Raw genomic sequence first — 20,241 nt, 5'->3', positions numbered from 1 at the left:
CCATCAAGCTGTTGAAGGTAGCGAAGCAGCTGCGTTTTCAGAAGGTTACGCCCGGCCGATCTTCCGACCGTGTCACCTAACCCTTGGCGGCGGGGGGTCCGAACCAGGTGGTCAGCGCGTCGGCCAAACCGTGTCGGGTTCCAACGCCGACCCAGGCCACATAGCCATCGGGCCGGATCAAAACAGCATCTGGCGCGGCGACCGCCCCAAGGGCCGGAAGCTCCCAAGCACCGGCATATTCGGCGTCGATCTGCCGAACCCGGTCCTCCCAGGGCGCAATGTCCAGCCTGCCCGCTTCCCTAAGGTTGAGGAGCATCGGCCGTGCATCATGCAGCAGCGTGAAGAGCCGCAACGGCCCATTGGCTGTAGCCAGATCGAGGTCGGGCATGCGCCGGCCAAGCAGCGGATGCCCCTCGCCGAGATCGTAATGGACACCCAGACCGGACATTTCCGCGGCGATCCGCCTGCGGGGCTCGTCCATGGCGAGAAGCTCGGTGACGATGTCGCCCAAAGCTTCGGTGCGGTCATCCCTGCGACGAAGCGCAACCTGCGCCATGGTGTTGCGCAGGACGCGGGCGGCAATCGGGTGGCGCTCCGCGTGGTAGCTGTCGAGCAGGCTTTCCGGTGAGGTTCCCTTGACCACCTGGGCCAGCTTCCATCCCAGATTGACCGCGTCCTGCACGCCGATATTGAGCCCCTGCCCGCCCATCGGGGGATGGATATGCGCGGCGTCGCCGGCCAGCAGCACGCGCCTGTCGCGGTAAGCCGCGGCCTGACGCGTCATGTCGGTGAACCTGGATATCCAGGTCGGGCTGTGGGCGCCGTAGTCGGTGCCGTAGATGGCTGTGAGCGCCTCGCTGAGATCGCGCAGTGTCGGCTCGCCGCCGGCGTTCAATTGCCGCTCGGTTAGAACGACACCTACGCGACCGCCTTCCTCGATCTTGCCTATCGCATGAATTCCGCAGGCGTCGCTGCGAAAGCCCAATGGCGGTTCCCTGGACATCTCGACCTCGGCGATCATCCAGCTCATCGTCGGATCCCATCCGGCGAACTCGATGCCCGCCGCCTTGCGGATCGTGCTGCGTCCTCCGTCGCATCCGACGAGGTATTGCGCCCTCACCCGTCGGCCACCGGACAGATCCAGGTCGACACCGTCATCATCCTGCGCAAAACCCGTGACTTCCTGTCCGCGATAGATCGGCACCTCTAACTCGCCGACCCAGTCGGCCAATATCCGCTCGATATGGTTTTGCCGCAGCGCCAGCAGATGGTTGTGCAGGCTGGGAAAGTCGCTGATATCCAAGCGGATCATGTGGAAGCCGACGGTCGGGAAGCACTGCCCCTGCGAGAGGAACCGATCGGCAATTCCGCGCTGATCGAGAACCTCGATCGTGCGTGCGTGCAGACCACCCGCGCGCAAACCGATCAGATGCTGGGTCGGGCGCCGCTCGACAATGGCGGCATCGACGCCGGCCAAGGCAAGTTCGCCCGCCAGCATCAGCCCGGTCGGACCGCCGCCGGCGATCACCACCGCATGATCCCGTGGCGATCCGTCTGCCCGCGGTACAATACGCATTCTCGTCACTCCCATTTCCGTTGGCTCGGGCCAGGGTTTTACGGGAGGAACCGGGCCTTGAAGCAAGCCCCTTGTGCGCCATATTTATGAAATGGAGGGGCATGGACTCTCCCTCCCCTGATGAACGGCGTAAGACCCTCGCATTGCGGCGTGGCAGTGCGTCACACGCGATTGAGCCGTCACGGTCCAGGGAGAGTCGAGATTTTTCATGTGCAAAAAAAGCCCCGAAATTACCGGGGCTTGGCGCAGAGTCCTGATGTCATTTTCAGGAAAGGGGGCCGGTCGGCGTTTGGCAGCGGTACGAGGAGGCCACTATTTGCCAGCGCCGGCCGGCCGACCCCACGGACCCAGGAGATGCGGCGGACCTGAGCATCATGGGGTATTCTGGGGATCGAGCCGGCTATCTATCCTCGTGCCGGCTTCGTCTTGACCAGCACATTTGCGCAAGAGCTTATGAAAATCAACACTTTCTTAACCAATGCTCGGAAATCGCTTGGATTAAGGTAAACGGGTAACCCTGTCGGGTTGACTGGATAATCGGGCCTGGGCGCTACGCCGCCTTGGCGACGACGCGGTTGCGGCCGCCGCTCTTGGCTTCATAGAGCGCGAGATCGGCGCGCTTCATCAGCGCCGCCACCGTATCCACCCCCTTCAGAACCGACGACACGCCAACGCTGACGGTGACCTCGATCGTCTTGCCGTCGGCGCCGATGGAAAACGGCTGTTGGGCGATTTCAGCGCGGATGCGTTCGGCCACCTTCTCAGCCACGGCGCCATCGGTATCCGGCATCACCACCACGAACTCCTCGCCGCCGAACCGGCAGGCAAGGTCGATGCCGCGAACGTTCTTGCGCAGCCGCCGCGCGAACTCCCGCAGCACCTCGTCGCCGCCGTCATGGCCATGCGTGTCATTGATCGCCTTGAAGCGGTCGAGATCGGTGATCATCACCGAAAGCGGCCTGCGCCGCGCCACGGCGCGGTCGAACAGCGTCTGCAGGTGGCTGTCGAGATAGCGGCGGTTGTGCAGCCCGGTAAGGCCGTCGGTCACCGCCATTTCGATGGTCTGGGTGACGCTGGCGCGCAATTGGTCGTTGTAGCGCTTGCGGCGCACCTGGGTGCGCAGCCGCGCCGTCAGCTCCTGCTGGTCGATCGGGCGCATCAGATAGTCGTTGATGCCGAGCTCGAGGCCACGGATGATGCGCTCCTCCTCGCCCTCATCCGCCAAAAGGATGATCGGCACGAAACGGGTGCGGTCGAGCGAACGCAGCTGCGAGCAGAGCCTGAGCGGGTCGAAATCGGCGAACGCCGTCGAGATCATCACGCATTCATAGGGTGTCTCGGCAGCCTGGAAGAAACCGGCATGCGGATCGCTGGTGACGTCGAGGTCGGCGCGGTCGCGCAGCATCTTCTGGATGCGCTCGACCGACGATTTACGTTCGTCGATCAAAAGCACTTTCGGCACCGTGTCCTCGGACGCGAAATTGCGGCTGAGCAGTTCCTCGATGCCGATGTTGCGCGTCGTCGAGGCGCGCAGCCTGAGTTCGTCGGTCAGCGATTTCAGCCGGACCAGGCTTTTGACGCGCGTCATCAGCTGCAGGTCGTTGACCGGCTTGGTCAGGAAATCGTCGGCGCCGGCCTCGAGCCCGCGCACGCGGTCGGAAACCTGGTCGAGCGCGGTGATCATCACCACCGGGATGTGCGATGTCGCCGGATCGCTCTTCAGCCGGCGGCAGACCTCGAACCCGTCCATGTCGGGCATCATCACGTCGAGCAGCACGACGTCGACCTTGCCGTTCTCGCAGGTCTCGATCGCATCGGGCCCATTGGTGGCGGTCAGCACCTCGAAATATTCGGCCAGCAGCCGGACCTCCAGCAGCCTCACATTGGCAGGGATGTCGTCGACGACGAGGATCCGCGCGGTCATTTCATAAGGCTCCGGCTCGGCTGGAAGGGCGCATCAGGCATCGCCCAGGTAGGATTTGATGGTTTCGATGAAACGCGGCACCGAGATCGGCTTCGAAATATAGGCCTCGCAGCCGCCCTGGCGGATGCGCTCCTCATCGCCCTTCATGGCGAAGGCGGTCACGGCGATGACCGGGATGACATGCAAATCGTCGTCTTCCTTCAGCCATTTGGTCACTTCCAGTCCCGACACTTCGGGCAGTTGGATGTCCATCAGGATGAGATCCGGCCGATGCTGGCGCGCCAGGTCGAGCGCCTCAAGACCGTTGCGGGTGCGCACTGTCTCGTAGCCGCTGGCTTCTATGAGGTCTCGAAAGAGCTTCATGTTGAGCTCATTGTCCTCGACGATCATGACCTTCTTAGGCATCGACATCCCGTCCCGGCCGTCACTCCGCTCGAAGGCGGCCGTCATGCGCACTTCCGTTGAACGCACCAAACCCTGCTTCACTATACGGCAATATGATTGACGAAACGGAAACCCTCGGGCTGCAAAGCGTCGCGAATTCCACCTCGCCTCCCGCGCGTCCAAAAGGCGCGCCGCGCTGTAAAGGCTTGCCGCAAGCAGATCTTGCCATTACTGCGGGAGAGACTCATTCCACACACCGAAGGTAGTGATGGCAAACGCGGCGTCAATGCGCGAAGAGGCTGAAACCATTGCCGTCAAGGCACTGGGCTTCGTCGCTTCCGATCCGGAGCTGTTGCCGCGTTTCCTGGCGATCACCGGGATAGAGGCGCATTCCATCCGCCGGGCCGCCGGCGAGCCGGGTTTCCTGGCCGGTGTCCTGCAGTTCATTCTCGCCCACGAGCCGACCCTGATGCGCTTTGCCGAGGAAACCGGTACGCCGCCGGCAGCCGTCGGCAAGGCATTGCGGGCGCTGCCGCTCGGCGACGACAATCACGAGCATTCCATATGAGCGACGATCCGGAGACCGCGCGCCAGATCGAGGAACTGGCGGCCGACGACAGGCCATTGCTGGTGCTCGATGTCGACGATGTTGTGCTCGAATTCATCCGGCCCTTCCCGGACTTCCTCAAGTCGCGCGGTTACGGCCTGACGCTGGCCTCCTTCCGCCTGACCGGCAACATTGCCGAAACGGCCAGCGGCCGGCTGATCGAACAGCCCGAGGTGACGGCGCTCCTGGGCGATTTCTTCGACGCGCAGGCCGATTGGCAGAGCATCACCGATGGCGCCGCGGAAGCGCTGGCGGGGCTTGGCGGCCGCGCGGAAATCATCCTCTTGACCGCCATGCCGCACAGGCATCGCGCCGTGCGCCGTGCCCATCTCGATGCCCTGGGGCTAGGCTATCCGCTGTTGACCACCGAGATGGCCAAAGGGCCGGCAGTGGCCAGGCTGCGCGGCAAGAGCGGCCGGCCGGTGGTCTTCGTCGACGATCAGCCGCACAATCTGGCGTCGGTGCGGGAAGCGGTGGCCGACGCAGATCTTTTCCACTTGATGGCCGACAATTCGCTGCGCGCGTTCCTACCGCCGGTCGCGAACGACGTCATCGTCGTGCAGGACTGGCGCGAAGCCGCGCCCAAGATCGCGGGCGCGCTGAGGCTCTGAGGCAATTCCAGACGGAAAACTTTTCCCGGAATTACTCGAGGGCCGAACCTTCAAGGATTCAGCTTCGCCCCTGATCCGCCATTGTCGCCGCCGCTGTCGTCGTCCTCGCCATCACCATCGTCGACGCTGTCGTCCACCGCCGGATCGGCGGGCTTCAGCATGACGCCATTGACGGTGACCGAGCCGTCGGCCTTTGTGCTGACAACCCATTCCAACTTGCCGTCCGGCAGCGTCTTGGCAAACCCTTTCACGACGAGAGCCATAGGCACGTACTGCGCCACTTCGGGTTCGGACTTTGCCGCCTCCTGCAGACCCGCAACGATCTTGTCGAAGCCGGCGACATCGACTGTGAGATTTGCATCGGGCTTCTGGCCGAAGCTTGTCATCTCGCCTTCCAGCGCGATTTCCATGTCCTTGTTCTTCATGACGCTGTGGCCGATGACGACCTTCGGCGTCTTGGCCAGGAAGTCGGCTTTAAGCTGGTCGCCGAACTCGGCCGGCAGCGGTGGATTCTGATTGAGATCGAAGGCTTCGATCGCCTTCTTCGCCATACTGTCGAGGTCGATGTTGGCGCCGCCGAAATTCAGGTCGATATCGGTGGGCAGCAGTGCCACGCTCCAGCTCGGCAAAAGCTGCTGAGGCACCGTGAGCCCCGACGCCTTGATGCCGTAGCTGACCGTGCCGTTTTGCGAAACGCCGTCACTGCCGAACGCGGTGCTGAGCTGGGTCGCCCCGAACGTGCCGATCGGGCTGTCGACCGCGAAATCCTTGAAGCCATAGGTGCCGTCGATGCGCTCCCACACCGGAAGCGCGGCGAGCAGAAGCGACTTGAGTTGCGCCTGGTTTGCCTTCAGCGTCTTCTCGTCCTCATTGGCCACGGCAAACGCCAGGAGGTCGAGCAGCGGCTTGCTCTGCACGCCCTTGCCGCTGGCCTCCACGGAAAATTCCGGCGATTTCACGGTGACCGGAAAATTCAGCCCGCTCTCGGGATCATTGAATTTTATCGCCTCGACGAAGTTCGACATTTTCTGCGAGGTCGTGAAATCGACGCCGCCATTGGCAGCCTTGGTGGCGGCCAGGGTCGCGGTGCCGGCACCGGCGCTGACGTCCATCTGCTGCTTGGCATCCTTCGATGTCATCGTCATGCCTGCTATCGAACTGACGCCGCTGATGAACGCCGCCAGGCCGGGGTCGTAGACGCCGGAGCCCTTGCCGTCCTTGATCGACAACTGCGTGCTTTGCAGCCCTTCGGGCCCCTTGAATTCGAAGGACGCGCTTTGCGAAAAATCCATCGACACATCCCAGGTCCCGTCGCTGCGCGGCTTGACCAGCAGCGCGTAGGGCGCGAAGTCGAACTTCACCAGCCTCTGGTCGGGAAAACTCCCGGCAAGCGCCTTGAAATCGAACACGATCTTGTAGGCATCGCCTTCGGCCGAAACCTTCAGGATTCCCTTGTCGAGTGCCTGCTTGCCTACATAGCGGGACAGGTCATCGGACAATTGCTTCGCGCCCTGGCTGTCGACGGTCTGGCCGAAAGCGGGCGCGCTGAGCAGGAGCGCGGTAAAGGCAACTGGCAACATACGGTTCACGGGAATTCCCCTCTGGTCAAAAGGCAAAATCGCTTCGTACTTCTGGTAGGGAAATACCATCGCAACTGCAAGACGACGATGGTCAGGCGCGAGGCTCCAGCACCAGCCGCATCAATGGCCGGCCGGCCTTGCGTTCGACGAGCCTCTCGAAGCCGGCCTTCTCGAAGACCCGCGACGAGCCGACGAACAGCCCGAGCGAACGCGAATCGCGGGACAGGTCTATTGGACACGCCTCGACAAGCCGTGCGCCATTCCCGCGGGCAAACTCGACGCCACCTTCGACGAGCCGGTGCGTGATGCCCCTGCCGCGCGCCTTGGAGCGGATGAAAAAACACGAGATCGCCCAGACGGCCGGATCGGCAGCGTCGGCGGGATCGATCGGCGCCGAGCCCCTGCCCTTGTTGTTCCATTCGGGCACGTCGGCGCGCGGCCCGATCTGCATCCAGCCAACCGCCTTGCCGTCCTCGAAGGCCAGCAGACCCGGCGGCGGACCGGCTTCGATGCGTGCCTTGATGTGGTCCTTGTTGCGTTCACGGCTGCTCTCGCGCCGCGCTGCCGGCGCCAGCCGGAAATGCGTGCACCAGCAACCGTAGCAGGCGCCTTGCTTGCCGAAAAGGTCCTCGAAATCAGGCCAGAGCTCAGGCGCCAGCGGCACTATGGTCGTGCTCATACGGTTCTCCCCAGGCTAAGCTTGTCGCTGGCCTTGCACTGTCGTACCATTGCTTTTGTTCTCTTTATGTTCGCAGTGATGGCGGCTCCTGTCAACAATCCCGATCACGGTTTTTGCCGTGACTGCCTGACGTATCAGCGCAGTGAAACGCGCCGCTGCGAACGCTGCGGCAGCCCTCGCCTTGCCCGCCATCCAGAACTTTACCGGCTGCACCTCGCCCATATCGATTGCGATGCCTTCTATGCGGCGATCGAGAAGCGCGACAACCCGACGCTCAAGGACAAGCCGCTGATCATCGGCGGCGGCAAGCGCGGTGTGGTCTCCACCGCCTGCTACATCGCCCGCATCCGGGGCGTGCGCTCGGCGATGCCGATGTTCAAGGCGCTCGAGGCCTGCCCGGAAGCGGTCGTGATCCCGCCCAACATGGAGAAATACGTTCGTGTCGGCCGCGAGGTGCGCGCCATGATGCAGGCCCTGACGCCGCTGGTCGAGCCGCTGTCGATCGACGAGGCATTCCTCGATCTCTCTGGCACCGAACGGCTGCACGGCCTGCCGCCGGCGGTGGTGCTGGCGCGCTTTGCGCTGGCCGTCGAGAAGGAGATCGGCATCACCGTCTCCGCCGGCCTCTCCTACTGCAAGTTCCTCGCCAAGATCGCGTCGGACTTCCGCAAGCCGCGCGGCTTTTCGATCATCGGCGAGGCCGAGGCGGTCGGCTTCCTGGCGGTGCAGCCGGTGACCATGATCTGGGGCGTCGGCAAGGCGTTCAACGCCACGCTGGAGCGCGACGGCATCCGCACCATCGGCCAGCTTCAGAAGATGGAACGCGCCGACCTGATGCGCCGCTATGGCACGATGGGTGACCGGCTCTACCGGCTTTCGCGCGGCGAGGACGTGCGCCGCGTCGAGCCCGACCAGGACGCCAAGAGCGTCTCGGCCGAAACCACCTTCGACACCGACATCGCGTCGCTGGAGGAGCTCGTCTCGGTGCTGAGAGGCCTTTCGGAGAAGGTCTCGGCGAGGCTGAAAAAATCAGGCATCGCCGGACGCACCGTGGTGCTGAAGCTGAAGACCCAGGATTTCAGGCTGCGCACGCGCAATCGCCAGCTTGGCGATCCGACCAGGCTGGCGGATCGCATCTTTTCGACTGGCGTAGAGCTTCTGCGCAAGGAAACCGACGGAACGAAATTCCGATTGCTCGGCATCGGCGTCAGCGACCTCTCCGACGACGACAAGGCCGACCCGCCGGATCTGGTCGACCTCCAGTCGCGCAAACGCGCCATGGCCGAGGGCGCCATCGATGCCTTGCGCGACAAGTTCGGTCGCAAGGCGGTGGAAACCGGTTATACATTCGGCAAAGGGCGAGATGCCCATCCACCGGAGCCGCTCGAGGAATGACGCTGCCCCAGGGATGCGTCCACTACCCTCTGTGCATCGAGAATCAGGTACGCCTCAGATCGATCCGGCTCGTCACGATGCTCTTGCCGGTCTTTGGGTCGGTGTCGACAACCGTCAGCCGGATGCCGTTCTCGCCCGTCTTTTCGACCTTCATCTGCGCCTTCCGATCACCGTTGACATCCTTTGCCCAGCGAATGCCGAGATTGATCGCATTGCCCGAACGGCTGCCGTTGAGCTGTGCCGGCCCCGTCCGCGACCCGACATAGGTCCCGCTGTATTTCGCGCCGGCGGCCTTCAGGTCGGCGCTGATGGCACGCGTCACCACAATGAGCCCGCGGCAATTGCCGTCGAGCGCCAGTGACGTCGATGTCGCGTTCGATTTGAATGTGCAGGACACGTTCACCGTCGGCGCGTCGGTGGTGACCTTGACGATACCTTTGCCGGCGAAATTGCCCTTGAATGACTGCAGGAACTTGGCCTCGTCTGCATGTGCCGTACCGGTCGCGGCCAGAAGACATCCGGCAAGCGCGAATTGCGCGAATGGTCTCATCGAAACTCTCCTTGTCGAAATTGGAGGGCAAAACGTCTTGCGAAGCACGGCTGGATATCGGAACTCAACGCCCCTTGCCGTATCAGGTTCCACCCGCGGCATGACCGTTTTGCAACGCTGCCCATTGCAACTGGCCCAGAAGAATGGCGCAACTAGCGATTGCTCCAAAAGCCACGGCCTGCGACATAGCGGGCATGTCACCTGCCCCCTCCATTTCCAAGGCCGCTTTCTGGATGGCGCTGTCGATCGCCTCGTTCCTGGCGATGTCGGTGGCCGGCCGCGCCACGACGGCCGAACTCAATGTCTTCCAGGTGCTGGAACTGCGCTCGGTGATCGGCTTCTTCATCCTCCTGCCGCTGGTACTGACCAGCGGCGGCTTTACGGCGATGCGCACGCAGCGCCCCCTCGCCCATATCGCGCGCAACGTCATCCACTATACCGGGCAGGCTGCATGGCTCTACGCCTTGACCTTGATTCCGCTGGCGGTGCTGATTTCGATCGAATTCACGACACCGATCTGGACGGCGATCCTGGCGGTGACATTTCTCGGCGAAAGACTGAGCCGTCCGAAACTCGCGGCTGTCGTTCTCGGGCTGATCGGCGTGGTGGTCATCGTGCGTCCAGGGGTAGGCTCGGTTGATCCGGGACATCTGGTCGTGCTGGGCGCCGCGGTCTGCTTCGGCATTTCGGTGGTCCTGGTCAAATCGCTGACGCGCACGGACAGCGTCGTGCGTATCATCTTCTGGATGCTGATCATCCAATCGGTGGTTGGCCTCGTTCCAGCCCTTTACGAATGGCGCAACCCTCCATTGGAGCTTTGGCCATGGATCGTGCTGATCGCCTTCACCGGCATGTCATCGCATTTCTGCATGGCCCGCGCGCTCACCTATGCCGACGCGACCGTCATTTCGCCGATGGATTTTTTGCGCGTACCGTTGTCGGCGCTGGTCGGCTGGCTGCTTTACCAGGAGCAGATCGACGCCTTCACCGCGGGCGGCGCGCTGCTGATCCTGATGGGCAACCTGCTCAATCTGCAGCGCAGGCCGGTAAAGCCGGCTGAAGTGGCGGCATCGTAACGCCGGCCAATACACCTAGTCGCCTTCGTTCGGGATGTTGAGGACGTGCCCGCAGGCCTTGCAGTGCACGGCATCCGGTTCATGCCGCTGCAATCCGCATTGCGGACAGGGAAAGAACACCTTTGCGGGTCGAAAAATCGCCTGTGCCAGCCTGACGAACAGCGATATGCCGATGATCATGGTGACGATCGCCGTCAGCTTGCCGGCTATGCCAGGCAGCACGATGTCGCCGAAACCGGTCGTCGTCACCGTAGCGACGGTGAAATAAAGCGCGTCGATGTAGTTCTCCAGCCCGGCTCCGTTGCGGAAAAAGAACGTGTAGACGAAGCCGGTGATGACGAAAAGAAACGTCAAGAGGTTGATGACCGCGTGGCTCGCCTCGCGCCACGGGCGCAAACCACGCATCTCGAAATGCCGCCAGATCGAACCGCTGCGCGACAGTGACCACAGCCGCAGGATGCGCAGAAAGCCGAGGCTGGCGAGCGCCGTCGGCATCAGCAGCGTCAGAAGGATGAAGACATCCACCCAGAAGGTCGGCTGCTTCATCAGGCGCAGCATGTCATTGGAAGCCAGCAGCCTGGCGGTCAGATCGGCGGCAACGAGGGCCGCCACGGCATAGTCCAGCCACAGAAACGAGGCCGTCTGCTGGATGACCGGCGTGGCGATGAAGAAGGCGATGATGGCCAGGTCGATGATGACAGCCACCAGTTGGAACCGGAAAGCGGCCGGCGTGCGCCCATGATAGAGCTTGCGCAGCGTGTTGCGCAGCCGCGCGAGCGCGGGAAGGTCTCGCGATGTGCCCCTGTCGGCGGTCTTCATGCCGATCGCGGTGGTGTGGGCCGCCAATGCTGCCCGGCGCGCGGCCGCCTTGCAAAGGCGGCGATCACACCAGCTCCACTTCGACCACGCCGGGGACGGCGCGCATCGCCGAAGCGATCTGCGGCGAGACGCGGTAGCCGCCCTGCAAGGCAATCTCGACCTCGCCCTGCGCCTCGTCCTTGATGACGATGATGCTCACCTGGCTTTCGCCGCGCTGGGTGAGCTGGGACTGGATCATCGAGGCCGGCCCATCGTTCCTGACGAAAATGCGCAGCGCCTTCTGGATGCGGCTTGCCTCGTCCTCCAGGGATTGCACGGAATTGATGCGCAAATTGACGCCTTCGGGCCTGTCCTCCGCCGCGACCGTGATGACGACGGAGCGGCCGGCTTCCAGGAGGTCGCGATATTGCGCCAGCCCTTCCGAAAACAGCACGGCCTCGTATTGGCCTGACGTATCAGAGAAGGCCACCACGCCCATCTTGTTGCCGGTGCGCGTCTTGCGCTCCTGCTTGCTGGTCACCGTGCCGGCAAGCCGGCCGGCGGTGGCGCCACGCTTGACGGCGGCCGAAAACTCGGCCCAGTTCTGCACCCGCATCTTCTGCAGGGCAGCCTTGTATTCGTCGAGCGGGTGGGCTGAGAGATAGAAGCCGACAACCTGGAATTCGCGGTGCAGCCGGTCGGCGGCGAGCCATGGATCCGTCGCCGGCAGATTGAGCGCCTGCGATTGCGCGCCGAGCGAGGCGCCGAAAATATCGGCCTGGCCTGAAACGGCGTTCTGCTGGGCAAGCGAGGCCAGCCCCATCATCCGTTCGACGCCGGCCAACATCGCTGCACGGTCGTGGCCGAAACAATCGAGCGCGCCGGCCATGATCAGGCTTTCGAAGACCCGCTTGCCGACGATCTTGGGGTCGACCCGTTCGCAGAAGTCGGCAAGGTTCTTGAACGGTTTTTCGCCGCGCACGGCAACGATGTGTTCGACCGCCGCGTCGCCGACGCCCTTGAGCGCGGCCATCGAATAATAGATGCGGTTCTCGCCGACCTCGAAAGCGCGGAAGCTGGTCATCACCGACGGCGCCAGAACCTCGATGCCCAGGCGCAGCGCATCCTGGCGGAAGTCGGCGAGCTTGTCGGTGTTGCCCATGTCAAGCGTCATCGATGCCGCCAGGAACTCGACCGGATAATGCGCCTTCAGATAGGCGGTCTGGTACGACACGACGGCGTAGGCGGCGGCGTGCGACTTGTTGAAACCATAGTCGGCGAACTTGGCCAGCAGGTCGAAAATGAAGTCGGCTTGCGGTTTTGCCACGCCGCGCTCGACCGCGCCGGAGACGAAGCGCTCGCGCTGCTTGTCCATCTCGGCGCGGATCTTCTTGCCCATGGCGCGGCGCAGAAGGTCGGCTTCGCCGAGCGAATAGCCGGACAGCTCCTGCGCGATCTGCATGACCTGTTCCTGGTAGACGATGACGCCTTGCGTCTCCTTCACCAGATGGTCGATCTTGGGATGGATCGAGGCCATCTCCTCCTCGCCATGCTTTCTGGCGTTGTAGGTCGGGATGTTCTCCATCGGGCCCGGACGGTAGAGCGCGACCAGGGCGATGATGTCCTCGATGCAATCGGGCCGCATGCCGATCAACGCCTTGCGCATGCCGGCACTTTCCACCTGGAACACGCCGACCACCTCGCCGCGCGACAGCATGGAGTAGGTGTCGGGATCGTCGAGCGGGATTGTCGCCAGGTCGATGTCGATACCGCGGCGGCGGATCAGTTTCACCGCCGTCTCCAGCACCGTCAGCGTTTTCAGGCCGAGGAAGTCGAACTTCACCAGTCCGGCCTGCTCGACATATTTCATGTTGAACTGGGTGACCGGCATGTCCGAGCGCGGATCGCGATACATCGGCACCAGCTCCGACAAAGGCCGGTCGCCGATGACGATGCCGGCGGCGTGGGTCGAGGCGTGGCGATAGAGACCCTCCAGCTTCTGCGCCATGTCGAGCAGCGTCTGGACGATCGGCTCCTTCTCGGCTTCTTCGGCGAAGCGAGGTTCGTTGGCTATGGCATCGGCGAGTTTCACCGGATTGGCCGGGTTCTGCGGCACCATCTTGGACAGCTTGTCGACCTGGCCATAAGGCATCTGCAGCACGCGGCCGACGTCGCGCAATACCGCGCGGGCCTGCAGCGTACCGAAGGTGATGATCTGGCCAACCTGGTCGCGGCCGTATTTCTGCTGGACGTAACGGATCACCTCCTCGCGGCGATCCTGGCAGAAGTCGATGTCGAAATCGGGCATCGACACACGGTCCGGATTGAGGAAGCGCTCGAACAGCAGCGAGAAGCGCAACGGATCGATGTCGGTGATGGTCGTCGAATAGGCGACAAGCGAGCCGGCGCCCGACCCACGGCCCGGCCCGACCGGAATGCCTTGCGCCTTGGCCCATTTGATGAAGTCGGCAACGATCAGGAAATAGCCCGGGAATTTCATCTTCTCGATGATGCCGAGCTCGAATTCGAGCCGCTCGCGGTACTGTTCGACCGTGTAGCCCGGCGTCGGACCGTGCAGGGCGAGCCGCGCGTCCAACCCCTCGCGCGCCTGGCGGGCCAATTCCTCGGCCTCGGCCTTTTCGGCGGCGTCCTTGTCGGTGGTATCGCCGCCGGTGAAGCGCGGCAGGATCGGACTGCGGGTTTTTGGATAATAGGAACAGCGCAGCGCGATCTCGATCGTGTTGTCGATAGCTTCCGGCAGGTCGGCGAACAGCTTTGCCATGTCGGCCTGGCTGCGCAGGAAATTGTCCGGCGACAGCCGGCGGCGGGTGTCGACGGCGACCACCGAGCCCTCGGCGATCGCAATCAGCGCATCGTGCGCCTCATAATCGTCGCGCGAGGAGAAAAAGGCCTCGTTGGTGGCGACAAGCGGAAGTTCGTGCGCGTAGGCGAGCTCGATCGTCGAGTGCTCGATGACCCTGTCATAGCCAGCAACCCGGTCCAGCTCGACATAAAGACGGTCGCCAAAGAGTGTTTTCAAGGTCAATAGCCGCGTCTCGGCCAGGTCGCGGCGATCCTCTTTCAACGCATTGCCGATCGGGCCGCGCGGCCCGCCGCTGAGGCAGATCAGCCCGTCGGTCTGCCCGGCCAGGGTCTCGGTGGTCAGGTGTACCGCCTCGCCGGGCGGTGTTTCCAGGTAGACGCCGCTGACAAGCCGGACCAGATTGGAATAGCCGGCTTCGGTCGCCGCGAGCAGCACGACCGGCCGCATCTCCGGACCCTGCCGCCGGCGGTCGCGCTGGCCGTCGCTGTTCTCTCCGGAAAAGGCGAGCGCGACCTGACAGCCGATGATCGGCTGGATACCGTCCTTGACCGCTTTCTGCGCAAATTCGAGCGCGCCGAACAGATTGTTGGTGTCGGTGACGGCGATAGCCGGCGCTTCGTCCTTCACGGCGTGACCGACGATCTTGCCGATCTGAAGCGCGCCTTCAAGCAGGGAATAGGCCGAATGCACGCGCAGATGGACGAACGGCCGCGCCGGCACCTCCGGCCGCGCGGCCGCAATCGCGGCTTCGCGCTTCAGGGGGTCGCGTGGAAGTCTCTCATCCGCCATGGTTTCTCGTGCTGCCTAAGATTTTGAGTCGATGGAGATGTATTGTCCGGGACAGCGCGATACCAGTCCAGCACAAACGACCGCCGGCCACAGGCTTCCAACTCGCTCAGGCGAACTCCATGATCACGGCGTCCACCGCCAGGCTATCGCCCGGCTTGGCGTTGAGCTTCGACACGACGAGATCGCGCTCGGCGCGCAGCACGTTTTCCATCTTCATCGCCTCGACCACCGCCAAAGTCTCGCCGGTCTTGACCTCCTGGCCTTCGGCAACGGCGATCGACACGACAAGGCCGGGCATTGGGCAGAGCAGCAGTTTCGATGTGTCCGGCGCCACTTTCTCCGGCATCAGTCTTTCGAGTTCGGCCGTGCGTGGCAGCATGGCGCGCGCCGTCACCGACATGCCCTTCCAGGCGACGCGATGGCCGTTGGCGACGGCTCGGATCTGGGCTGCGACTTTCTGTTTGCCAACCGTGCCGCGCCAGATCAGGTCGCCCGGCCGCCAGTCGGAAGACACCGTCAGCGCTTTGCCGCCGTCGATCGACAGGTCGATTTCCATCGGGATCGAAATCATGCCTTCGAGGATGGATGCTTGGAGATACCCCTCGCCGATCTTCACCACCCAGTCGCGCTTGAGCGCCCCCGAATGCGGCGCCAGCCGCCCGCCCAGCCGGTCGAGCCGGTCGCGGCGCAACAACTCCACCGCGGTGACGATCGAGGCCAGCACCGCCTTTTCTTCGCCGTTCGGCACCACGGGTGCAAAGCCGTCGGGATATTCTTCGGCGATGAAGCCAGTCGATATTGCCCCTTCCCGCCAGCGCGGATGCTGCATCAGCGCGGCAAGGAACGGAATGTTATGCTCGATGCCGTCGACCACGAAGCTGTCGAGTGCTTCCGACATGGCATCGATCGCCGCGAGCCGCGTCGGCGCCCAGGTGCACAGCTTGGCGAGCATCGGATCGTAGAACATCGAAATCTCCGAGCCTTCGGTGACGCCGGTGTCGTTGCGGATGACGATGTCGCCGAATTGCCCCTCCTCCGGCGGCCGATAGCGCGTCAGCCGGCCGATCGAGGGCAGGAAGTTGCGATAGGGATCCTCGGCGTAGAGCCGGCTTTCGATCGCCCAGCCATTCAGCTTGATGTCGCCTTGCCTCAAGGCGAGCTTCTCGCCGGCGGCGACGCGGATCATCTGCTCGACCAGGTCGATGCCGGTGACCAGTTCCGTCACCGGATGCTCGACCTGCAATCGTGTATTCATTTCAAGGAAATAGAAGTTCTTGTCCTTGTCGACGATGAACTCGACTGTGCCGGCGCTCTGGTAGTCGACCGCCTTGGCCAATGCCACCGACTGCTCGCCCATGGCCTTGCGCGTTGTGGCGTCGAGAAACGGCGACGGCGCCTCCTCGGCGACCTTCTGGTTGCGGCGCTGGATCGAACATTCGCGCTCGCCGAGATAAAGCGCGTTGCCATGCGCGTCCGCCAGCACCTGGATCTCGATGTGGCGCGGGTCGACGACAAATTTTTCGATGAACACCCGGTCGTCGCCGAACGAACTCTTGGCCTCCGAACGTGCCCGGTCAAAACCATCGCGCACTTCCGACCGGTCCCAGGCGATGCGCATACCCTTGCCGCCGCCGCCGGCCGAGGCCTTGATCATCACGGGATAGCCGATCTCGCCGGCGATCTTTTCCGCATGGTCGGCATTCTCGATGACGCCGAGCCAGCCGGGTACGATCGAAACCTTGGCGGCGTTGGCGAACTTCTTCGATTCGATCTTGTCGCCCATCGCTTTGATGGCTTTGGGTTTCGGGCCGATGAAGACGATGCCTTCCGCTTCCAGCGCTTCGCAGAAGGCAGCGCGTTCCGAGAGGAATCCGTAGCCGGGATGCACGGCCTGGGCGCCCGTTTCCTTGCAGGCGGCGATGATCTTTTCAGGCACGAGATAGCTTTGCGCGGCGGGTGACGGCCCGATATGCACCGCCTCGTCTGCCATCTCGACATGCACGGCGTCGCGATCGGCATCGGAATAAACCGCGACCGTTGCAATGCCCATCTTGCTCGCCGTCTTGATGACGCGGCAGGCAATCTCGCCGCGGTTGGCGATCAGGATCTTCGTGAACATGCGCGCGACATTCCCCTCCGGACGAAGGCTCAGTTCTATGGACTATGTGGCCATCTCTCAAGTGCCGGGGTGGGCGACACGCAGGTCGCGCTCTCGAAGCCCTCCAGCGTTGCCTCGTGGCGCTCAGGGATGTGCTGTCTGCGTCATGAAAGCCGACATTTCGTCTCATCTGACGGTTGATGAGCAGGCCAAAACCTGAAAGCTTGGGTGCAAAAATCGCCTTAGGAGGAAATACCTGATGAAAACCCGCGCCGCAGTCGCTGTTGCCGCCGGAAAGCCGCTGGAGATCATGGAGGTCGACCTCGACGGTCCGCGCGAGGGCGAGGTGCTGGTCGAGATCAAGGCGACCGGCATTTGCCACACCGACGAGTTCACGTTGTCGGGCGCCGATCCCGAAGGCCTCTTTCCCGCGATCCTCGGCCATGAAGGCGCAGGTGTCGTCGTCGATGTCGGCAAGGGCGTCACCTCGGTCAAGAAGGGCGATCACGTCATTCCGCTTTACACGCCCGAATGCCGGCAGTGCCCGTCCTGCCTGTCGAGGAAAACCAATTTGTGCACGGCGATCCGCGCCACGCAGGGGCAAGGATTGATGCCGGACGGCTCGTCGCGCTTCTCGATCGGCAAGGACAAGCTCTTTCACTATATGGGCTGCTCGACCTTCTCCAATTTCACGGTCTTGCCCGAGATCGCCGTCGCAAAGGTCAATCCGGACGCGCCCTTCGACAAGATCTGCTACATCGGCTGCGGGGTGACCACCGGCATCGGCGCCGTCATCAACACGGCCAAGGTCGAGATCGGCGCCACCGCGGTGGTCTTCGGCCTCGGCGGCATCGGCTTGAACGTCATCCAGGGCCTGAAACTGGCTGGCGCCGACATGATCATCGGCGTCGACCTGAACAACGACAAGAAGGAATGGGGCGAGCGCTTCGGCATGACGCATTTCGTCAATCCGAAGGAGATCGACGGCGACATCGTGCCTTACCTCGTCAACCTGACCAAGCGCGGCGCCGACCAGATCGGCGGCGCCGACTACACCTTCGACTGCACCGGCAACACCAAGGTGATGCGCCAGGCGCTGGAGGCCTCGCACCGCGGCTGGGGCAAGTCGGTGGTCATCGGCGTCGCCGGCGCCGGCCAGGAGATCTCGACCCGGCCGTTCCAACTGGTCACCGGCCGCACCTGGATGGGTACCGCCTTCGGCGGCGCCCGCGGCCGCACCGATGTGCCAAAAATCGTCGACTGGTACATGGACGGCAAGATCCAGATCGACCCGATGATCACCCACACGCTGAAGCTGGAAGACATCAACAAGGGGTTCGACCTCATGCATGAGGGCAAGTCGATCCGCAGCGTCGTCGTTTACTGAAGCAACGCCACATGTCGCCTGCCAGCCGGCAAGCGACCTCGGTGGTGAAACATGGGAGGAGAAAAAATGCCTGAAAAACTGCATCCGAAAATCGACAATGGCCTGCCGAAGGAAAGCGCTGGCTTTGCCGGCGGCACGCTGGTCTGCGCCTGCACCAGCAATCCGGTAAAGGTGAAGGTCAAGGGCCAGATCGCCCACAACCATGCCTGTGGCTGCACCAAATGCTGGAAGCCGGACGGCGCGGTGTTCTCGGTGGTGGCCGTTGCCGGCACCGGCGATGTCACCGTCACCGAGAACGGCGACAAGCTGAAAGTGGTCGATCCCTCGGCGCTCATCCAGCGCCATGCCTGCACCGGCTGCGGCGTCCACATGCATGGCCCGGTCGAGCGCGATCATCCGTTCAAGGGCCTGTCCTTCATCCATCCCGAGCGTTTCCAGGAGGATGGCTGGTCGCCTCCGGGCTTCACCGCCTTTGTGTCCTCGATCATCGAATCCGGCGTCGATCCGAGCCGCATGGACGGCATTCGCGGCCAGCTGAAGTCGATCGGCCTTGAGCCCTATGATTGCCTCAACCCCGGCCTGATGGACTATATGGCCACCTGGACCGCTAAGAAATCCGGCGCTCTGCCGGCCTGATTGCCATAAGATTCGAGGCAGGGGCCGGACATGTTTCCGGCCCCTGTTCATTTCGGAGAGACAATGCCAGCGCCCGCTATCTACGTCGACGCAGACGCCTGCCCGGTCAAGGCCGAGGTGGAGAAGGTCGCCGAACGCCTTGGGGTCGTGGTCACTTACGTCTCCAATGGCGGTTTGCGGCCCTCTCGGGATCCGATGATCCGCAACGTCGTGGTCTCCAAGGGGGCGGATGCCGCCGATGACTGGATCGTCGAAAACGCGAAATCAAACGACATCGTGGTGACAGCCGACATTCCGCTCGCCGCCCGCGCCGTGGCACTCGGTGCCCATGTGCTGGGGCCAACCGGGCGTCCGTTCACGCCCGAAACCATCGGCATGGCGGTGGCCATGCGCGATCTCAAGCAGCATCTGCGCGAGACCGGCGAAAGCAAGGGCTACAATGCCTCCTTCGCGCCGCAGGACCGTTCGCGCTTCCTCAGCGAACTCGACCGCATCTTGCGGCGCGCGTTGAAATCCGCCACACCGGGCTAGCAACAAAGCGCCATCCAGGTGGAGACCGCCATGGCCGCCGAAACCCCGGTCGAGAAACCCATCCACCGCCACATGCTGTTCGCGGCGTCGGCGTGTTTCGGTGTCTTCGCCCTCCTCGTTGCGCTGCTGCTCCATGCCCAGCTCGCCTATTCGATCGGCGCCAACGCATTCTTTGCCGCTTACGTCATTCTCGTCGTTTCCCAGATGCCAAAGTTCACCGGCAGGTATCTGAGCAAGAATGCGCGCGACACCGACCAGCCTGTACTGGTCATCTTCGCTGTAACGCTCGTCGTCGTCATTGTAGCCATTATCTCATTGTTCCTGTTGATCAATCAGAAGGACAGAGGCCACTCGATCGAGCTCGCTTTCGCGCTGCTGTCGATCCCATTGGGCTGGTTCACCATCCACGCCATGGCAGCGCTCCACTATGCCCATGTCTACTGGATGGACGGCGACGAGGTCGATGCCGGCACCAAGAAGAAGATTCCGGTCGGAGGTCTGCTGTTTCCAGGCGACAAGCGACCCGAAGGCTGGGACTTCCTCTACTTCTCAACGGTTATCGGCATGACGGCACAGACCGCCGACACCAACATTTCGACGACGCATATGCGCCGTGTCGTGCTTGTCCATTCGATCCTGTCGTTCTTCTTCAACACGGTGATCGTCGCAGCCGCCGTCAACCTTGCCGTCAGCCTGGGCGGCCCGTAATAAATCCGTGATCGGATGAAACATCGGTTTGGATCGCGACGTATCAGGAGGACAATGACACGCGCGCCAAGCCGCGAGGCCGGGAGAC

Annotated in this window: 17 protein-coding genes; 8 read left to right on the top strand and 9 right to left on the bottom strand. The window is 63.0% G+C overall.

The features are described 5' to 3' along the window. Window positions 1-76: 76 nt before the first annotated feature. The 3 genes from MESOP_RS20280 to MESOP_RS20270 all read right to left on the bottom strand — a co-directional run bounded on the left by MESOP_RS20280 (window position 77) and on the right by MESOP_RS20270 (window position 3,950). The gene (locus MESOP_RS20280) at window positions 77-1,576 is read right to left on the bottom strand and encodes an FAD-dependent monooxygenase (protein ID WP_013895210.1); all 1,500 of its coding nucleotides are present in this window, start codon (window positions 1,574-1,576) and stop codon (window positions 77-79) included. 550 nt (window positions 1,577-2,126) lie between these two features. Then, complete coding sequence (locus tag MESOP_RS20275; RefSeq protein WP_013895209.1) at window positions 2,127-3,500, bottom strand: PleD family two-component system response regulator; 1,374 nt, start codon at window positions 3,498-3,500, stop codon at window positions 2,127-2,129. A 33-nt stretch (window positions 3,501-3,533) separates the two neighbouring features. After that, the gene (locus MESOP_RS20270; RefSeq protein WP_280739557.1) at window positions 3,534-3,950 is read right to left on the bottom strand and encodes a response regulator; all 417 of its coding nucleotides are present in this window, start codon (window positions 3,948-3,950) and stop codon (window positions 3,534-3,536) included. Window positions 3,951-4,152: 202 nt separating this feature from the next. Here MESOP_RS20270 and MESOP_RS20265 point away from each other — a divergent pair, with 202 nt between their 5' ends. Both MESOP_RS20265 and MESOP_RS20260 read left to right on the top strand, forming a co-directional pair. Then, window positions 4,153-4,452 carry a DUF3572 domain-containing protein gene (locus MESOP_RS20265; protein ID WP_013895207.1) on the top strand — a complete coding sequence of 100 codons (300 nt, stop codon included), beginning with the start codon at window positions 4,153-4,155 and terminating at the stop codon, window positions 4,450-4,452. Further along, window positions 4,449-5,102 (top strand): hypothetical protein, encoded by a 654-nt coding sequence (locus MESOP_RS20260; protein WP_013895206.1) that lies wholly within the window; start codon window positions 4,449-4,451, stop codon window positions 5,100-5,102. Before MESOP_RS20265 ends, MESOP_RS20260 begins: the two co-directional genes overlap by 4 nt. A 50-nt stretch (window positions 5,103-5,152) precedes the next feature. On the opposite strand, the gene MESOP_RS20255 is transcribed toward MESOP_RS20260, so the two are convergent. Together MESOP_RS20255 and MESOP_RS20250 are read right to left on the bottom strand one after the other, a co-directional pair. Next, a complete protein-coding gene (locus MESOP_RS20255) occupies window positions 5,153-6,751 on the bottom strand; it encodes a hypothetical protein (protein WP_013895205.1) in 1,599 nt (532 codons plus the stop codon). 22 nt (window positions 6,752-6,773) lie between these two features. Then, window positions 6,774-7,361, bottom strand: coding sequence for a GNAT family N-acetyltransferase (locus MESOP_RS20250; RefSeq protein ID WP_013895204.1), 588 nt, complete (start codon window positions 7,359-7,361; stop codon window positions 6,774-6,776). A gap of 66 nt (window positions 7,362-7,427) precedes the next feature. Here MESOP_RS20250 and MESOP_RS20245 point away from each other — a divergent pair, with 66 nt between their 5' ends. Then, window positions 7,428-8,756, top strand: a complete 1,329-nt coding sequence (locus MESOP_RS20245; RefSeq protein WP_013895203.1) for a DNA polymerase IV — start codon at window positions 7,428-7,430, stop codon at window positions 8,754-8,756. A 43-nt stretch (window positions 8,757-8,799) separates the two neighbouring features. Here the strand turns inward: MESOP_RS20245 and MESOP_RS20240 are convergent, their stop codons facing one another. Beyond that, window positions 8,800-9,306 (bottom strand): hypothetical protein, encoded by a 507-nt coding sequence (locus MESOP_RS20240; protein WP_013895202.1) that lies wholly within the window; start codon window positions 9,304-9,306, stop codon window positions 8,800-8,802. 194 nt (window positions 9,307-9,500) lie between these two features. Here MESOP_RS20240 and MESOP_RS20235 point away from each other — a divergent pair, with 194 nt between their 5' ends. Beyond that, window positions 9,501-10,382, top strand: coding sequence for a DMT family transporter (locus MESOP_RS20235; protein ID WP_013895201.1), 882 nt, complete (start codon window positions 9,501-9,503; stop codon window positions 10,380-10,382). 15 nt (window positions 10,383-10,397) lie between these two features. Here MESOP_RS20235 and MESOP_RS20230 read toward each other — a convergent pair whose 3' ends face one another. The 3 genes from MESOP_RS20230 to MESOP_RS20220 form a co-directional block, all read right to left on the bottom strand. Beyond that, window positions 10,398-11,201 carry an ion channel gene (locus MESOP_RS20230; RefSeq protein ID WP_041164861.1) on the bottom strand — a complete coding sequence of 268 codons (804 nt, stop codon included), beginning with the start codon at window positions 11,199-11,201 and terminating at the stop codon, window positions 10,398-10,400. A 64-nt stretch (window positions 11,202-11,265) separates the two neighbouring features. Continuing rightward, window positions 11,266-14,793, bottom strand: a complete 3,528-nt coding sequence (dnaE, locus tag MESOP_RS20225) for a DNA polymerase III subunit alpha (protein WP_013895199.1) — start codon at window positions 14,791-14,793, stop codon at window positions 11,266-11,268. Between the two features lie 106 nt (window positions 14,794-14,899). Continuing rightward, entirely contained in the window at window positions 14,900-16,912 is a 2,013-nt protein-coding gene (locus tag MESOP_RS20220; protein WP_013895198.1) for an acetyl-CoA carboxylase biotin carboxylase subunit, read from the bottom strand. A gap of 238 nt (window positions 16,913-17,150) precedes the next feature. Between MESOP_RS20220 and MESOP_RS20215 the strand changes: the two genes are divergently transcribed. The 4 genes from MESOP_RS20215 (at window position 17,151) to MESOP_RS20200 (ending at window position 20,153) form a co-directional block, all read left to right on the top strand. Further along, complete coding sequence (locus tag MESOP_RS20215) at window positions 17,151-18,278, top strand: S-(hydroxymethyl)glutathione dehydrogenase/class III alcohol dehydrogenase (RefSeq protein WP_013895197.1); 1,128 nt, start codon at window positions 17,151-17,153, stop codon at window positions 18,276-18,278. A gap of 66 nt (window positions 18,279-18,344) precedes the next feature. Then, window positions 18,345-18,914 carry an S-(hydroxymethyl)glutathione synthase gene (gene gfa / locus MESOP_RS20210; protein WP_013895196.1) on the top strand — a complete coding sequence of 190 codons (570 nt, stop codon included), beginning with the start codon at window positions 18,345-18,347 and terminating at the stop codon, window positions 18,912-18,914. A gap of 63 nt (window positions 18,915-18,977) precedes the next feature. After that, window positions 18,978-19,445 carry a YaiI/YqxD family protein gene (locus MESOP_RS20205; RefSeq protein WP_013895195.1) on the top strand — a complete coding sequence of 156 codons (468 nt, stop codon included), beginning with the start codon at window positions 18,978-18,980 and terminating at the stop codon, window positions 19,443-19,445. A gap of 30 nt (window positions 19,446-19,475) precedes the next feature. Then, entirely contained in the window at window positions 19,476-20,153 is a 678-nt protein-coding gene (locus MESOP_RS20200) for a DUF1345 domain-containing protein (protein WP_013895194.1), read from the top strand. Window positions 20,154-20,241: the final 88 nt, after the last annotated feature.

The sequence above is a fragment of the Mesorhizobium opportunistum WSM2075 genome (assembly GCF_000176035.2).
GTDB lineage: Bacteria > Pseudomonadota > Alphaproteobacteria > Rhizobiales > Rhizobiaceae > Mesorhizobium > Mesorhizobium opportunistum.
This window is presented reverse-complemented; position numbering and strand designations above follow the sequence as displayed.

Coding starts and splice junctions, on each gene's coding strand:
- MESOP_RS20280 (WP_013895210.1), bottom strand. CDS start 1,576: ATGCGTATTGTACCGCGGGCAGACGGATCGCCACGGGATCATGCGGTG.
- MESOP_RS20275 (WP_013895209.1), bottom strand. CDS start 3,500: ATGACCGCGCGGATCCTCGTCGTCGACGACATCCCTGCCAATGTGAGG.
- MESOP_RS20270 (WP_280739557.1), bottom strand. CDS start 3,950: ATGACGGCCGCCTTCGAGCGGAGTGACGGCCGGGACGGGATGTCGATG.
- MESOP_RS20265 (WP_013895207.1), top strand. CDS start 4,153: ATGGCAAACGCGGCGTCAATGCGCGAAGAGGCTGAAACCATTGCCGTC.
- MESOP_RS20260 (WP_013895206.1), top strand. CDS start 4,449: ATGAGCGACGATCCGGAGACCGCGCGCCAGATCGAGGAACTGGCGGCC.
- MESOP_RS20255 (WP_013895205.1), bottom strand. CDS start 6,751: ATGGTATTTCCCTACCAGAAGTACGAAGCGATTTTGCCTTTTGACCAG.
- MESOP_RS20250 (WP_013895204.1), bottom strand. CDS start 7,361: ATGAGCACGACCATAGTGCCGCTGGCGCCTGAGCTCTGGCCTGATTTC.
- MESOP_RS20245 (WP_013895203.1), top strand. CDS start 7,428: ATGTTCGCAGTGATGGCGGCTCCTGTCAACAATCCCGATCACGGTTTT.
- MESOP_RS20240 (WP_013895202.1), bottom strand. CDS start 9,306: ATGAGACCATTCGCGCAATTCGCGCTTGCCGGATGTCTTCTGGCCGCG.
- MESOP_RS20235 (WP_013895201.1), top strand. CDS start 9,501: ATGTCACCTGCCCCCTCCATTTCCAAGGCCGCTTTCTGGATGGCGCTG.
- MESOP_RS20230 (WP_041164861.1), bottom strand. CDS start 11,201: ATGAAGACCGCCGACAGGGGCACATCGCGAGACCTTCCCGCGCTCGCG.
- dnaE (WP_013895199.1), bottom strand. CDS start 14,793: ATGGCGGATGAGAGACTTCCACGCGACCCCCTGAAGCGCGAAGCCGCG.
- MESOP_RS20220 (WP_013895198.1), bottom strand. CDS start 16,912: ATGTTCACGAAGATCCTGATCGCCAACCGCGGCGAGATTGCCTGCCGC.
- MESOP_RS20215 (WP_013895197.1), top strand. CDS start 17,151: ATGAAAACCCGCGCCGCAGTCGCTGTTGCCGCCGGAAAGCCGCTGGAG.
- gfa (WP_013895196.1), top strand. CDS start 18,345: ATGCCTGAAAAACTGCATCCGAAAATCGACAATGGCCTGCCGAAGGAA.
- MESOP_RS20205 (WP_013895195.1), top strand. CDS start 18,978: ATGCCAGCGCCCGCTATCTACGTCGACGCAGACGCCTGCCCGGTCAAG.
- MESOP_RS20200 (WP_013895194.1), top strand. CDS start 19,476: ATGGCCGCCGAAACCCCGGTCGAGAAACCCATCCACCGCCACATGCTG.